Annotated in this window: 12 protein-coding genes; 4 read left to right on the top strand and 8 right to left on the bottom strand. The window is 61.3% G+C overall.

What is annotated here, in order from left to right; all coding sequences use genetic code 11:
• Positions 1 to 100: 100 nt before the first annotated feature.
• From VC35_RS05560 to VC35_RS05575, 4 genes are all read left to right on the top strand, one after another.
• Positions 101 to 571: an SRPBCC domain-containing protein gene (locus VC35_RS05560; protein ID WP_046038307.1), complete on the top strand. Its 471-nt coding sequence runs from the start codon at positions 101 to 103 to the stop codon at positions 569 to 571.
• Entirely contained in the window at positions 513 to 1,580 is a 1,068-nt protein-coding gene (gene cysD / locus VC35_RS05565; RefSeq protein WP_259674427.1) for a sulfate adenylyltransferase subunit CysD, read from the top strand. The genes VC35_RS05560 and cysD overlap by 59 nt, the downstream gene beginning before the upstream one ends.
• Positions 1,580 to 3,472, top strand: coding sequence for a sulfate adenylyltransferase subunit CysN (cysN, locus tag VC35_RS05570; protein ID WP_046038311.1), 1,893 nt, complete (start codon positions 1,580 to 1,582; stop codon positions 3,470 to 3,472). Before cysD ends, cysN begins: the two co-directional genes overlap by 1 nt.
• A 129-nt stretch (positions 3,473 to 3,601) precedes the next feature.
• Positions 3,602 to 4,774: a helix-turn-helix transcriptional regulator gene (locus VC35_RS05575; RefSeq protein WP_046038313.1), complete on the top strand. Its 1,173-nt coding sequence runs from the start codon at positions 3,602 to 3,604 to the stop codon at positions 4,772 to 4,774.
• 113 nt (positions 4,775 to 4,887) lie between these two features.
• Here the strand turns inward: VC35_RS05575 and VC35_RS05580 are convergent, their stop codons facing one another.
• The 8 genes from VC35_RS05580 to VC35_RS05615 all read right to left on the bottom strand — a co-directional run bounded on the left by VC35_RS05580 (position 4,888) and on the right by VC35_RS05615 (position 14,765).
• Positions 4,888 to 5,781: a polysaccharide deacetylase family protein gene (locus VC35_RS05580; RefSeq protein WP_046038315.1), complete on the bottom strand. Its 894-nt coding sequence runs from the start codon at positions 5,779 to 5,781 to the stop codon at positions 4,888 to 4,890.
• Between the two features lie 61 nt (positions 5,782 to 5,842).
• A complete protein-coding gene (locus tag VC35_RS05585) occupies positions 5,843 to 6,751 on the bottom strand; it encodes an NAD-dependent epimerase/dehydratase family protein (protein ID WP_046038317.1) in 909 nt (302 codons plus the stop codon).
• 86 nt (positions 6,752 to 6,837) lie between these two features.
• The gene (locus VC35_RS05590) at positions 6,838 to 7,572 is read right to left on the bottom strand and encodes an SDR family NAD(P)-dependent oxidoreductase (protein WP_046038382.1); all 735 of its coding nucleotides are present in this window, start codon (positions 7,570 to 7,572) and stop codon (positions 6,838 to 6,840) included.
• 87 nt (positions 7,573 to 7,659) lie between these two features.
• The gene (locus VC35_RS05595; RefSeq protein ID WP_046038318.1) at positions 7,660 to 9,087 is read right to left on the bottom strand and encodes an APC family permease; all 1,428 of its coding nucleotides are present in this window, start codon (positions 9,085 to 9,087) and stop codon (positions 7,660 to 7,662) included.
• A gap of 422 nt (positions 9,088 to 9,509) precedes the next feature.
• Positions 9,510 to 9,962 (bottom strand): VOC family protein, encoded by a 453-nt coding sequence (locus VC35_RS05600; protein WP_046038321.1) that lies wholly within the window; start codon positions 9,960 to 9,962, stop codon positions 9,510 to 9,512.
• A gap of 142 nt (positions 9,963 to 10,104) precedes the next feature.
• A complete protein-coding gene (locus VC35_RS05605; protein WP_046038322.1) occupies positions 10,105 to 11,346 on the bottom strand; it encodes a thiolase family protein in 1,242 nt (413 codons plus the stop codon).
• Positions 11,343 to 13,226, bottom strand: a complete 1,884-nt coding sequence (locus VC35_RS05610) for a feruloyl-CoA synthase (RefSeq protein ID WP_046038325.1) — start codon at positions 13,224 to 13,226, stop codon at positions 11,343 to 11,345. The genes VC35_RS05605 and VC35_RS05610 overlap by 4 nt, the downstream gene beginning before the upstream one ends.
• A gap of 90 nt (positions 13,227 to 13,316) precedes the next feature.
• Positions 13,317 to 14,765: an aldehyde dehydrogenase gene (locus VC35_RS05615; protein WP_046038327.1), complete on the bottom strand. Its 1,449-nt coding sequence runs from the start codon at positions 14,763 to 14,765 to the stop codon at positions 13,317 to 13,319.
• Positions 14,766 to 14,792: the final 27 nt, after the last annotated feature.

Raw genomic sequence — 14,792 nt, forward strand, 5'->3', positions numbered from 1 at the left:
ACGAGGAGCCGCCGGGTACAAGCGGTGAGGATCGCGCCTGAGCCCAGGGCTCACTGGCGCCACCGTCCGTGGCGCGCAGTCATCCTCACAGGAGCCACCCATGAACGCAGAAAAAAACCTGGTCCGTTCGCTGACCGTGGACATCGCCGCCCCGGCCGAACTGGTCTGGGGCATCCTCCTCGACCTGTCCGCCTACCCGCAGTGGAACCCCTACACGGTCAAGGTCGAGTCGAGCCTGGTGCTCGGCGAACCGGTCAACCTGTTCCTGCCCAATCCGGGGCGCCCAGGCGAACTGCTGCACGTGATCGAGTACCTGGCGGACTTCGAGCCCCACCGGCTGCTCGCCTGGGAGATGTATGCCAACGCCGGCAATCCCGACGCGGCCCGTCGCGAGCAGCACATCGAGCACACCAGCGCGGGCCGTTGCCGCTACCACACCACCGACCAGTTCCTCGGCGCCACCGCCGACCAGGTCATGACCAATCACGGCGCTTGGGTCAAACAAGGGTTCGATGCCGTGGCCCACGCGCTCAAGATCCGTGCCGAGACGCTGTACGCGTCCGTCGCGTGACCTTCAGCTGTCGGCGCTTCTTCGTCCGAGCAGACGAAGAGGCACCGGCGGTGCTTTACCTACCGTGGTGTTCAGCCGGCGCCAATCCCGGCAGAACTCGAGGAGGTATCCGATGTTGACTCATCTGCAATGGCTGGAAGCGGAAAGCATCCAGATCATCCGCGAAGTGGTGGCCGAGTGTGAGAACCCGGTGATGCTCTACTCCATCGGCAAGGACAGCGCGGTCATGCTGTACCTGGCGATGAAGGCCTTCGCCCCGGGCAAGCCGCCCTTCCCCCTGCTGCACGTGGACACCACTTGGAAGTTTCGCGAAATGATCGCCTTTCGCGACCAGACCGCCGAACGCCTGGGCCTGGAACTGCTGGTACACATCAACCCCGAAGGCGTGGAAAACGCCATCGACCCCTTCATCCACGGCTCGGCCGTGCACACCGATGTGTGGAAGACCCAGGGCCTGAAGCAGGCCCTGGACCACTACGGTTTCGATGCCGCGTTCGGCGGTGCCCGGCGTGACGAAGAAAAGTCGCGGGCCAAGGAGCGGGTGTTTTCCCTGCGCTCCGAGCAGCACCGCTGGGACCCCAAGCAGCAGCGCCCGGAGCTCTGGCGCCTGTACAACACCCGCAAGCGCAAGGGTGAAAGCCTGCGGGTGTTCCCGCTGTCGAACTGGACCGAACTCGATATCTGGCAATACATCTACCTGGAACAGATCCCCATCGTGCCCTTGTACTTCGCCAAGGAGCGCCCGGTGGTGCGCCGTGACGGCACGCTGATCATGGTCGATGACGAACGCCTGCCGCTGCTGCCCGGAGAAACCCCGGAGCTGCGCAAGGTGCGCTTCCGCACGCTTGGCTGCTATCCGTTGACCGGCGCCATCGACAGTGACGCCGACAACCTGCCGGCGATCATCGGCGAGATGCTGGTCAGCCGCACCTCGGAACGCCAGGGCCGCCTGATCGACAGCGACTCGGCGGGCTCCATGGAGAAGAAGAAACAAGAGGGGTATTTCTGATGAACGCGATCACCGACGCACGCAATGGCGACCTGACGCCCTACCTGCAACAACAGCAGAACAAGCAACTGCTGCGCTTCATCACCTGTGGCAGTGTCGACGACGGCAAGAGCACCTTGATCGGCCGCCTGCTGTATGAATCCAAGGTGTTGTTCGAGGATCAGTTGGGTCAGCTCGAAGCCGACTCGAAAAAGCTCGGCACCCAGGGTGACGAACTGGATTTCGCCCTGCTGGTGGACGGCCTGAGCGCCGAGCGCGAGCAAGGCATTACCATCGATGTGGCCTACCGTTTTTTTGCCACCGACAAGCGTAAGTTCATCGTCGCCGACACCCCCGGCCACGAACAGTACACCCGCAACATGGTCACAGGCGCGTCCACCGCCGACCTGGCGGTGATCCTCATCGATGCCCGCCAGGGCTTGCTGACCCAGACCCGCAGGCACAGTTACCTGGTGTCGCTGCTGGGCATCCGCAAGGTGGTGGTGGCGATCAACAAGCTCGACCTGGTGGAATACTCCCAGGCATTGTTCGAGCGCATCGAAGCCGAGTATCGCGCCTTCGCCGCACAGATAGGCCTGCAGGATATCCAGTGCATTCCGCTGTCGGCGCTGCGCGGCGACAACATGCTCCAGCCCAGCCCCAACACGCCCTGGTACCAGGGCCCGAGCCTGCTCGCCTACCTTGAAGACGTACCGCTGGAGCAGGACCGGCAGAGCCACGCGGCGTTCCGTCTGCCGGTGCAGTGGGTGAACCGGCCGAACCTGGATTTTCGTGGCTATTGCGGCAACGTCGTGGCCGGCAGCGTGCGCGTCGGCGAGCGTATCCGCGTGCTGCCCTCGGGCCAGCAGAGCGAGATCACCGGCATCCTTGGCAGCGCCGGGGAACAGCAGCAAGCCGTGTGCGGCCAGGCCGTGACCCTGACCCTCAAGGACGAGATCGATATCAGTCGCGGCGACGTGATCGCCCTGGCCGACGCCCCGCCAGCTGTGGCCGACCAGTTCGAAGCGACCCTGGTGTGGATGGACGAACAGCCCCTGTTGCCGGGGCGTCCGTACCTGATGAAGATCGGTTGCCGCACCGTCGGCATGAGCTGCGCCAACCTCAAGCACCGGGTCGATGTGAACAGCCTCGAGCACCTGGCGGCCAAGACCCTGGAACTTAACGGCATTGGCGTGTGCAACCTGCACCTGGACCGGCCGATCGCCTTCGATGCCTATGCCGACAACCGCGATACGGGGGGCTTCATCGTCATCGACCGTCTGAGCAATCGCACGGTCGGCGCCGGCATGCTGCACTTCGCCTTGCGCCGTGCGCAGAACGTGCACTGGCAGGCCATCGACGTCAACCGCGAGGCCCACGCCGCGCTCAAGGGCCAGTCGCCGCGGGTGCTGTGGTTTACCGGTTTGTCCGGTGCGGGCAAATCGACCATCGCCAACCTGGTCGAGCGCAAGCTGCATGCCCTGGGCCGGCACACCTATCTGCTCGACGGCGACAACGTGCGCCACGGCCTGAACCGCGACCTGGGCTTTACCGAAGCCGACCGGGTGGAAAACATCCGTCGGGTCTCGGAGGTGGCCAGGCTGATGCTCGATGCCGGGCTAATCACCCTGGTCTCGTTCATCTCGCCGTTCCGGGCCGAGCGTGACATGGCCCGCAGCCTGGCCGGCGACGGCAACTTCCTCGAGATCTTCATCGATGCGTCGCTGGCCCTGGCCGAGCAGCGCGACCCCAAGGGCCTGTACCTCAAAGCCCGGCGCGGCGAGCTGAAGAACTTCACCGGCATCGACTCGCCCTACGAGCCGCCGGTGGCGCCGGACATCCACATCGACACCCGGCACGAGCCTGCCGAGGCCGCCGCCGAACGCATAGTCGAGGCCCTGCTGGCGCTGTAACGGCTACCGGGCGCAGCCTGCTCCTTGGGTAAGCGCTGCGCCCGTCAGCGCCTAGGCCAAACGGACGATTTTGCCGCCGTGACCCCGGTCGATACTCGTCCATGACACCACGCAGCCAAAGAGGCGCGCATGACCCTGCCCTTTTCCACCTGCCCGGACCTGCACGCCAGCATCGACATCCCCTCGGCCGAGCTCAGCAGCCTGCTCGGACTGGTCTACCACGGCACGCTGGAGCCCACGCCCTGGGCCAGTTTGCTCGAAGCCCTGCGCCAGCGCTTCGCCGTCAGCTTCTTCACCCTGGTGCTGCGCAACCCCGACCATGAACGCCCCGGGCTGATCGTCAATGCCTCGGTGCATGGCGCGCTGTTACCCGGCGAGCCCTCCTACAGCGAGCACTTCTATTCGATCTGTCCGTTCCTCGACTGGCCCGCGGACCAGGTGGCCAGTGCCGACCAGGTGCTCGGCACAGAGGCCTGGCTGGCCCATGACTTCTACCGCAACTACCTGCAGCCCCTGGACCTGCGCGATGTGCTGGTGGCCAACATGCGCACCGCCGCCGGCATGCACTGCGCGCTGTTCGCCTGCCGCGACCACGCCAGCGCAGCGTTCACCCCGGCGCAGATCGACCTGATACGACTGTTGTTGCCGCACCTGCAGCAGGCGGTGGACCTGCACTCGACGGTGGATCAACTGGATGCCGAACGCCAGCTCTACGCGGCCACCATCGACCGCCTGATGGTTGGCACGGCCATCCTCGACGAGAACGGCCGGATGATGCGCTGCAACCGTGCCGCCCAGCGCCTGTTCGACAGCCATGACGGCCTGGAGTGCAAGCACGACAAGCTCTGTGCCTTCGCCGGCCATGAGAACCGCACACTGCAGCAGGCCATCCAGGCGGTGTTGAAACAGCGCCCGCGCGGCCTCGATGACCTGCAAGTCCTGACCCTGTCGCGACCCAGCGGCGAGATGCCACTGAACCTGCTGCTGCGCCCGATTGCCATGAACTACCAGACCCACAACAGCGCCCGACGCCCGGCAGTGGTGGTGTTCATCCGCGATCCTGCCGACTCGCCCCAAGCCTCGCGCGACCTGCTGCGCAGCCTGTTCCAACTGACCCGCACGGAAACCGAAGTGGCCATGCTGGTCATGGACGGCCAGACCCTCGATGAGACGGCCGAGGCGCTCGGGGTTTCGCGCAACACCGTGCGCGCCCACTTGCGCGGCGTGTTCGCCAAGACTGGCGCCACGCGCCAGGCGCAATTGGTCAAGACCTTGCTCAATAGCGTGGCGTCGTTGGGGTAGCGGTCTGTCGCTGATGTTTCAGACAAAAAAGGCGACCCTCCTTCGAGGGTCGCCTCTCCAACATCAATGACTGCAAGAACCCGATACCCACGATGGGTTCACCATCAGAGCGGTTACTTGTTTGCTGTCACCGGTCCCTGATAGTAAGGCAGGCTGTCAATCCGTGGCTTATAGGCCCCAGTGCGGACACTACGCTGAACATGCGCCGCGATCTCATCCATAGGTGCAAACCAGACACCGCCTTTTTCCATCATGTATTCGATCAACTTCGACACTTCATGCCATCGTGCCAGGCGACCGGAAAGGAAAGGATGCCAGACGGGTATGAACAGACCGCCATACTCCCAAGCAGCATCAAACTCGGCCTTGAAAACCTCCATGGCGCGTTGCGGCGACTGGATCGGCATTTGAAAATCAAGGTCGATACTGTGCATGTACTGGGGCCAGTCATCCAGCGCCCAACTGGAGGGTAGCTCCACCAGCTCTCCAGCATTTGTGCGCAACAGATAAGGAACATCATCCCCCATCAACGAGGCGTCATAACTGAAGCCTCGCTCGATCAGCAAATCAGCCGAGTGCTCCGACATGTTGTAGAGGGGAGCCCGCCAGCCTCGCGGTGCCTGGCCCGTGAAGCGCTTGATGGTGTCGCAACCGCGATCGAGCCAATAAGCTTCTTCTTCTCGAGTCAGCTCGTTTGGATGCTCGTGTATGTAGCCATGGTGAGCAATTTCGTGCCCATGTTCGACGATCGCTTCAATGGCCTTCGGGTATTGCTCGATGCACCAGGCCGGGATGAAGAACGTTTGTTTAATCTCGAAACGTCGATAGGTCTCCAGGATCCTTGGAATCGCCACCTTCGGTCCATAGTGCAGCATAGAAATACTGGCAACTCTCGTTGCCGAATCCTTGGGGTGCGCCACATGCAGAATGCTGTCCGCATCCATGTCAAAGGTAAAGGAGACGGCACAACGTGCGCCATTTGGCCAGACAATAGGGTTTTCAATCATGCTTAATCACCAATGGCTGCTGAATATCATTGATTCACCAGGAACCTGAGCAATACCGATATCAATACTCGTGATCGCGCAGCCAGTCGGAGTAATGGGTCAGTCCTTTTTCCAGCGACCATTGCGCTGAGTACCCCAACGCCTGCTGCGCAGCACTCAGATCCCATTCCCCATGCCGATCCAGATGCCAGTAGCCATTGCCGATTTCGATGCGGGCCTCAGGCATCATTTTCCTGATCAGTTCAACGGCCTCATGCAGTGTCCAGGAACGATCACCGGCAATATTGAATACACCGCCCTTCAAGTCTCTGGATTCAGCTGCCATGAGCACAGCGCGCACAACATCTTCCACATGAATGTAATGGAAGCGATGATCGCCGCCGGTAGGCAAGTTGAATGTTTCACCCCGATGAACTGTTTTAAGTATGTCCCTGAGAACCTGGGGCATTTTATTTTCAGGGCCATACACTTCAGCAATCCGCAGCGAGATGACTTCCATCCCGTAGAGGTCGTTGTAGACCCGGCCAAAATGCTCGGTGGCAACTTTGGTTACACCATAAGGTGTCGTTGGGTTAGTTGGTGTTTTTTCATTGATGACACCCTCGAAATGCCCGTACACCGTTTCCGAAGAAAAATTCACCAGCTTTTTAATGCCCGCCAGGCGCATTGCCTCAAGCAAATGAATAGTGCCATCGATGTTCGCTGCCACTGTCGTGATCGGCAGATCTATGGACAAGTCGGGATGCGACATCGCTGCCGTGTGAATAACACGATCAACGCCAAAGTCCTGGATGGTTCTGACAATCCGGGGAATATCGTATAACTCCCCCTGTACTGGGGTCATGAACTCCGACCTGGCCTCTGAGTAGTCACGATTGTAACTAACCACCTTGACGCCCTGCTCGCTGAGCTTTTTAGTCAGGTACCTGCCAACATAGCCCAAACCACCGGTAATCATTACAGCGCTCATGTTGTATCCTTCTTGTTATTAGAAAAATCAGAGCCACTTGTTTGACTGGGAAATTCATGACTCAGTGAAGTTTGCAAGACACCCGACTAAATCGCGGCCCCGCCATTGGGGCTGACGATCTGTCCAACCATGTAATTTCCCGCGGGCCCGGCCAGGGCTTCGACCATGGCTGCAATCTCGTCCGGCTTTCCGAAGCGCTTCAATGGAATGGTCGCGCGCGTCTCGTCGTTGTATTCAATGGTGTCGTTGATCAACATGTCTGTTTCGATCGGCCCCGGTGCCACCGAATTGACCAATACGCCTTGTGGGGCAACTTCCTTCGCAACCGCTTTAGTCAGTGCGATCACCCCGCCCTTGGAGGCGCAATACGCGGCGTAGGTTGGAAAGCCAATCAATCCAAGCTCGGAACTGATGTTGATAATCCGCCCCTGACCACGTGCCAGCATGCCCGGCAACACGGCCTGCATGCAGGCCCAGGTCCCTCCGAGATTGGTACTGATCATCTGTTCCCACTGTGCCCATGTCGTCTGCGCGACGGTCGCCGAAACCAGCCGCCCGGCATTGTTGACAAGAATATCGACCCGCCCGAAGCGGCTCTCCGCCTCCCTGATGATTCCGGCTGCCGCTTCGGGATGACTGACATCGGCTTGAACAGTGATCCCGTCGCCGCCGTTGTCCTGGGCAATACGTATTACTTCATCCAGTTGATCCTTGACGTCGAAGTAGTTGAGTACCAAATACTCCCCACTTGCAGCAAAACGTTTGGCAATTGCCAGGCCAATACCCCTTGCTGCTCCCGTAATTACGACAACACGCTTCATAAGTTCACCCATGGTTTTAAATGAACACCACACGCAGGCGCCAATCTCCAACTAACGCAGACTGGGCCGCATGCGTTAACTTCGGAATCAGGACTCTTGCATTGGAGTCAGTACGGCTTGTCTGGAAACTCGCGACTGCCAGAACACAATCATCGCGCCAGAAAGAATGGTCAGCGCGCCAAGGTACCAGGCGGTGTATTGATCTTCGGGCGAAACCGGATTCGCCCCGGCGGTATAACCGATGTATCCCAGCACAAGGATTGCCAGCGCAGCCGGGATCGACAGTGCCAGCGCCATAACGAAACGTTGACGGCGGAAGGTCATGACAATGAACGCTGCGATAGCGGCCATATAGGACATCACCAGCGTGATGGTCACGACATCGTAGTACCAGGAGATTTTGTCCAGTGGCTTCCACCAGAGCAGCGTAATCGCGAGGGCCGAGACGATAACGCTGGCCAGCCATGGCGATCTCGATTTATTGACTGAACGAAACGCCGCTGGCAGATGCCCCTCCTCACTCATTCGATAGAGCGTACGCGCAGCCGCACTTGAAGAAATCTGCAAGCCGGCGCATGCCGAAGTGATCACGACGAACAGAGCGATCCAGGCCATGGCCGGGGGCAAGTAGACATTCGCCACGGCGGCGATCGGCCCACCGTTGCCGTCTTCGATAATGGCCGCCAACTTCTCTACAGGCACCGCGTACTGCCAGCCAATCGCCGCGAGACTGTAAATGACAAATGCCGAAGTCAGAACCAGAAGCATGGAGCGTTGTACCGTCCGAACCGGAATACGCGATTCCTCGATGTAGTTGATCGCCGAATCGAAGTTCGCGAGCATCCACACACCGAACAGCACCCCCGGCCCGATCGCGGACCAGCCACCAGCCCCTTCCAGCGTGTACATGGACATCACTGACAAATCCGGAACCTGAGGATTGATGATGCCCATCAGCCCTAGCCCGGCTACAACGCTGATCTCGAAAATCAGAAATACGCTGGCGACCTTGGCTGTGGCATTGACGCCGTTGCAGGAGATGGCCAGGAAGATCAGAACCATGCCCGTTCCGATCAGTTTTGCGTTAAGCGGCCCCGCCAACACCGGGAACAGCGCCTGTATGTATTCGGTTCCGATGATTGCGCACATTGCCATTACCGCCATGCAGGCAACGGAGTACGCCCAACCGAGAATGGTCCCTACGCGGGTATGCAGAAATCGCGAGGTGAAGGTGAAGATGCCACCCGCCGACGGCGCCTGGCGAGTGAGTGAGATCATGCAGAACGCCATGACCAGCATCGGAAAGAAGTACGCAATCAAAATGGCCAGTGGCGCGTGGTGGCCCGATATCGAGTAAAGAATCGACATGGAAGAGGCTGCGATCCAGCCTGGCGCATTGAAACCCAGCGCCGAAAAAGTCACATCCCTGGTGGTTAGAGTTCCCTTGTTTAACGCCGTATCCAGATCACGAACAGTTCCGTCACGGTCATAGCCGATAAGTTCATAGAAGTTCATTTTTCAGGCTCTGATTAATAGCTATAGAAGATGTTTTAGCGTCAAACCATTCGAACTGATTTGAGCGCCGCTCTTATTATTCAACTAAGCAAAATGCAGATACTCAAAATCCAAACAAGCCAGACACTCATAGCTTATTCAGATTTGATTTACAGCTTTCTTGTTATTTAACGCTGCCCGGAAAACCCTCAAGTCAAGATTTTTTCAGCCGCGAGCAGTCACTGCAACTGCACAGCTACGTAAGTGGTCAGTTGTGGCGCTTAAACTTCTGAATGGGGGGGGATGTCAGTATAGGAACAGCCAAAAAATACCTACCATCAGCAATTGCCGATGTTTAAATCTGAATTAGCGAAGTGAATTGTCAGACGCCTTCAACGGCAGCTGGCCATAAGCCCTGGCAGCTCGGTACCTGTTGCAAGTGCTCATCGAGAAGCGTGCTGCCCCAGCTCCTGGGCAAGCCCGATGAGAATGCCTTCTGGCCCTCGTATGTAGCAGAGCCGATACGCATCTTCGTACCGGGCCACTTTGCCGACGAGCTTCGCGCCGCGTTTGTAGAGCCTGGCAAGCGTGTCGTCGATGTCTTCCACGGTGAACATGACGCGCAGGTAACCGAGGGCGTTCACCGGGGCGTTGCGGTGATCGGCGACCACAGGTGGTGCGAGGAATCGGGATAGCTCGAGCCGGCTGTGACCGTCCGGCGTACGCATCATGGCAATCTCGACGCGCATGTCGCGCAATCCAGTGACGCCATCTGCCCAGTCGCCTTCGATGGGCGCGCGCCCCTCGAACTCGAGGCCAAGTTCGGTGAAGAATTCGATGGCAGCGTCGAGGTCTAATACAACGATGCCGATGTTGTCCATACGCTTGACCGTCATGATGTCTCCTTGCCGTCCAACGCAGTAGCCGAGGACCTAGCTTGGCATTGTCGGGCAAGACGACAAAATAAACTGACCAGCGGATCCCCCCCGCTCAATGCGCTCACTGGACAACACAGGCTGTCCGCCAACCAAGGAAACCTCAGCCACGCCAGGCGGGGTTCTCGATCAATAGCGCCATGCCCTGCCCGCCGCCAACACAGGCTGCGGCGATCCCGTAACGCAGATTGTGCTCACGCAGTTGTCGGGCCAGGGTCAGCACCAGACGCAAGCCGCTGGCGGCCAAGGGGTGGCCGAGAGCCAACGAACCGCCCTGGACGTTCAGACGCGAATGGTCCAGTTCCAGTTCCTGAGCCACCGCCAGCACCTGGGCGGCCTGGGCTTCGTTGATTTCGAAGCGGTCGACCTGCTCCAGGCTCAAGCCGCTGCGCTGCAACAGCAGGCGTATCGCCGGCGCCGGGCCGATGCCCATGAACTCCGGCGCCACCCCGACCACCGCGCTGGCCCGCAGCAAGGCCAGCGGTGTATCTCGACAGGCCGAAGCGCGCCCGACCAGGGCAGCCGCCGCGCCATCGACCACCGCACAACTGTTGCCGGCGGTTTGCACCCCGCCTTCGTGCACGCTGCGCAACCTGGCCAACGCCGCGATGTCTCCGGGCCGTGGGTGGCTGTCTTCACTCACCGTGTCGACGCCGCGTGGCAGGCGGATGCTGCGTGGCTGATAGCCTTGCAGTTCAAACACCTGATGCCCCACGGCAACGATCTCGGGTGCCAGCCAGCCAGCTTGTTGTGTCGCAAAAGCGCGCTGATGACTGGCGCAGGCGTAGGCGTCTACCGCTTCGCGCGTCAGCCCGTAACGCCGCGCCAGGTTGTCGGCGGTGGTGATCATGTCCACCCCGGGAGCCGGGTCGTACAAGGCTTCCCAGAGAAAATCCTTGAACTGCACTTGCGCGCCAAGGCGGAATCCACCTCGATGGGTATAGGCCGCAATCGGATTGCGCGACATCGATTCGGTGGCCACGCACAACGCCATTTGCACGCCGTCATCCAGTTGCCTGGCGGCCTGGCGCAGTAGTTCGAAACCGGTAGCGCAGATGCGCTGCACCCCCAGTGCCGGAACCGATTGCGCCACGTCGCTGTAGAGGCCGATGTGCCGTGGCAGCATGTAGGCATCGAAGCTGGCCTGGGCCATGGAGCCCGCCAGCACGCTGTCGACTGCAAGCGGATCGACTTGCGCGCGCGCCAGTACTTCGCGTCCGACCTTGATGCCCAAGTCGATCGGCGACACCTCGGCCAGCGCCCCGCCGAGGTCCACCCACGGCGTGCGCACCGCATCGAAAATCGCCGCATCGGCGAAGGCCGAGTACTGCCCGTCTGTGCTCACGACTTCGCCCCGGCGCGCAGGATGGCCGGATCGAGCCCGCGATACAGCGCCTCGACCTGCTCCGCGCGCCACTGCAATACCGCACGCTGATTGATCGAGCCCTTGTCGGTGATTTCCCCCCGGTCGATGGACGCCGGCTCATCGAGCAAGGCGATCCACTCAAGGCGGCTGGCATTGCCCGTGGCCTCGCGATTGAGTCGCTGCAACCAGCCGGCGAACCACTCGCGTACCGGTGCGCTGGCCAGCACCTCGGCGTCGCTGGCACTGGCCGCCAGCCCTGACAGCCGTCGACATTCGAACATCCGCGCGAAGACCAGCGCGCCCAGGCATTCGCGATCCGGCGCGGTCACCACCAGGTCCTGGACATAGGGCGAACCTTCGAGCACCGCGCGGCTGCGCAAAGGCCCGACGCTGACGAACACCCCGGATGACAACTTGAAATCTTCGGCGATGCGCCCGTCGAACATCAGCCCCAATTGCGGATCACGCGGGTCGGCGAGCTTGAGCGCATCACCGGAACAGTAGAAGCCCTGCGGGTCGAACGCATCGAGGGTCTGCTGCGGTGACCGCCAGTAGCCGGGCATGATGTGCGGCCCACGAAAGCGTCCTTCCAGTTTGCCGTCCACCGGCACCAGGCGCACCTCGCAACCGGGCGCCGGCAGGCCGACATAACCGGCCATGGACAACGGCCCGGTGGTGAAGGTGCAGGATGGCGAAGCCTCGGTCATGCCGAGCCCGGCCATCATGCGGATACGCTCGCCGCAGTGCTGTTCGCTGATCCGGTCGAGTCGGTCCCAGACACTTTGCGACAGACCGGCCGCAGCGAAGAAAAACAGGCTGATGCGTTTGAAAAAAACCTCGCGCAGCTCCGCGTCCTGCTCCAGTGCCGAGGCCAGTTCTTCCCAGCCCTTGGGCACGGTCAGGTAAGCGGTGGGCGACACTTCCTTGAGGTTACGCAGGGTCTGCGCGAAACCCTGCGCCGTGGGCTTGCCGTCGTCCAGGTAAAAGCTGCCACCGTTGTAGAGCACGATGCCGACGTTATGGCTACCGCCGAAGGTGTGGTTCCACGGCAGCCAGTCCACCAGCACCGGCGGCTCTTCGCCGAACACCGGAAACGTCTGCAACAGCATCTGCTGGTTAGAGCACAGCATGCGCTGGGTGGTGATCACAGCCTTGGGCAATTTGGTCGAGCCGGAGGTGAACAGGAACTTGGCGATGCTGTCCGGCCCCGTGCTGGCAAACGCGGCTTCGGCCTCGGCCCCGCCCGGCTGTTCAAGCAGGCTGGCGAAGCTGACCTGACGGCGTCCCGCGATGTCGCCCCGGACGGTAATCATGGGCGTTTCAACCGGCAGCACGGCATCGATGGCACGCTGGTAGGCCGCGGCATCACTGACAAAAACCAAGCCAGGCTGCAGCAGGTCGCAGACGTGGCGCAGCTTGGCGAAATCCTGGGACAGCAGCGAATAGGCCGGCGACACCGGGCAGTAGGGAATGCCCGCGTACAGGGCGCCGAACGCCAGTTGCAAATGCTCGATGTCATTGCCCGAGAGCAGCACCAGTGGTTTGTCTGCCGACAGGCCGTAGCTCAACAGGCTTTGGGCGATGGCCCGGACACTGTCGAGCATCTGGGCGTAACTGACCCGGCGCCAGTCACCGTCGGCCTGGCGGGCGGCGATGAAGGTCTGCTCGGGACGCACCTTGGCCCAATGCACCAGACGGTCAAGCAGTCGCGGCGGATACTCGGCCAATGGCTCCAGGGAACGCATGTGCAATGCGCCCTGCTGCTCTGTGACCTCGACCGCTGCGCGACCGATCGACACGTGACGGTAGCGCGGCGCGCTGATCTGGGTGTGGGGTTGCGATCTGAATTCGGAACTCACGTGCTTGTTCTCCATCAAGGCACGCTACCACCAAGCCGCACGAATGGGCATGGTGGTGGCTGCAGCCTTTTTTATTGTTATTTCTGCGGTTCAGATCGGGTAATGCCGCGGTCCATGCTGCAAGGTGACCCAGCGCAACTGGGTGAAATGCTCGATGGACGCCTTGCCGCCAAAGCTGCCGTAGCCGCTGGACTTGACCCCGCCGAAAGGCATTTGCGCTTCGTCATGCACGGTCGGGCCGTTGATATGGCAGATGCCCGACTCGACCCGTTGGGCCAGCGCCAGGGCGCGCCCGGTATCGCGACTGAAAATCGCCGCCGACAATCCGAACTCGGAGTCGTTGGCCAGACGCAGCAACGCTTCATCGCCCTCCCCGCGCAGCAACACCGCCACCGGGCCGAAGGATTCCTCACGGTACAAACGCATGGTTTCGTTGACGCCATCGAGCAAGGTCGGCTGCAAAATGCTGCCGTCCAGTTGCCCACCGACCACCAGCCGCGCGCCCTTGGCCAGGGCATCGTCGATCAACCCCTTGATGCGCGTTCCGGCACTGGCATCCACCAGCGAACCGAGCACCGAATCCGTCGATGCAGGATCACCCGCGCGCAGGGTCTCGACCTTGGCTGCCAGTTTGGCGACAAAGGCGTCAGCGACCTTCGCATCGACGATCAGGCGTTCGGTGGACATGCAGATCTGTCCCTGATTGAAGTACGCGCCGAAGGCCGCTGCCTCCACCGCCGCATCCAGGTCGGCATCATCGAGCACCAGCAACGGCGCCTTGCCGCCCAGCTCCAGCAAGGCCGGCTTGAGGTGGCGCGCCGAAAGCTCGCCAACGATGTGCCCGACATGGGTTGAACCGGTGAAGTTGACCCGTCGCACCGCCGGGTTGGCGATCAGCCGCTCGACAATCGCGGCGGCATCCGCCGGGGCATTGCTGATGACGTTGACCACGCCATCGCCCAAACCTGCATCCTGCAAGACCTGGCCGATCAACCGGTGCACTGCCGGGCTCAGCTCGGAAGCTTTGAGCACCACGGTATTGCCGCACGCCAGCGGCATGGCGATGGCGCGGGTGGCGAGAATCACCGGGGCATTCCACGGGGCGATCCCCAGCACCACACCGCAGGGTTGACGCAGGGCCATGGCAAAACTGCCCGGCACATCCGAGGGGATGACTTCGCCATTGATCTGGGTGGTCATCGACGCCGCTTCACGCAGCATGTTGGCCGCCAGCCGCACGTTGAAACCGTACCAGTTGGCCATGGCCCCGGTTTCACCGGCCGCTGCAATGAACTCTTCACTGCGCGCCTGCAACTGCTCGGCGGCCTTGAGCAAACGGCTGCGACGTTCGTTGGGCGCCAGGGCGGCCCAGGCGGGAAACGCTGCCTGGGCCGCGGCCACCGCGGCATCGGCATCTTCCAGGGTGGCGGCGGCCACCCGCGATACCACTTCACCGGTCACCGGGTTGCGGCGTTCGAAGGTCCGACCGTCGCGGGCAGGCAGCGACTGGCCGCCAATCAGCAGGGGCACGTCCAGCATGGTGATTCCTCTTTATTGTCTTTATCG

Origin of the sequence: Pseudomonas fluorescens, assembly GCF_000967965.1 — a bacterium.
GTDB classification, from domain to species: domain Bacteria; phylum Pseudomonadota; class Gammaproteobacteria; order Pseudomonadales; family Pseudomonadaceae; genus Aquipseudomonas; species Aquipseudomonas grandcourensis.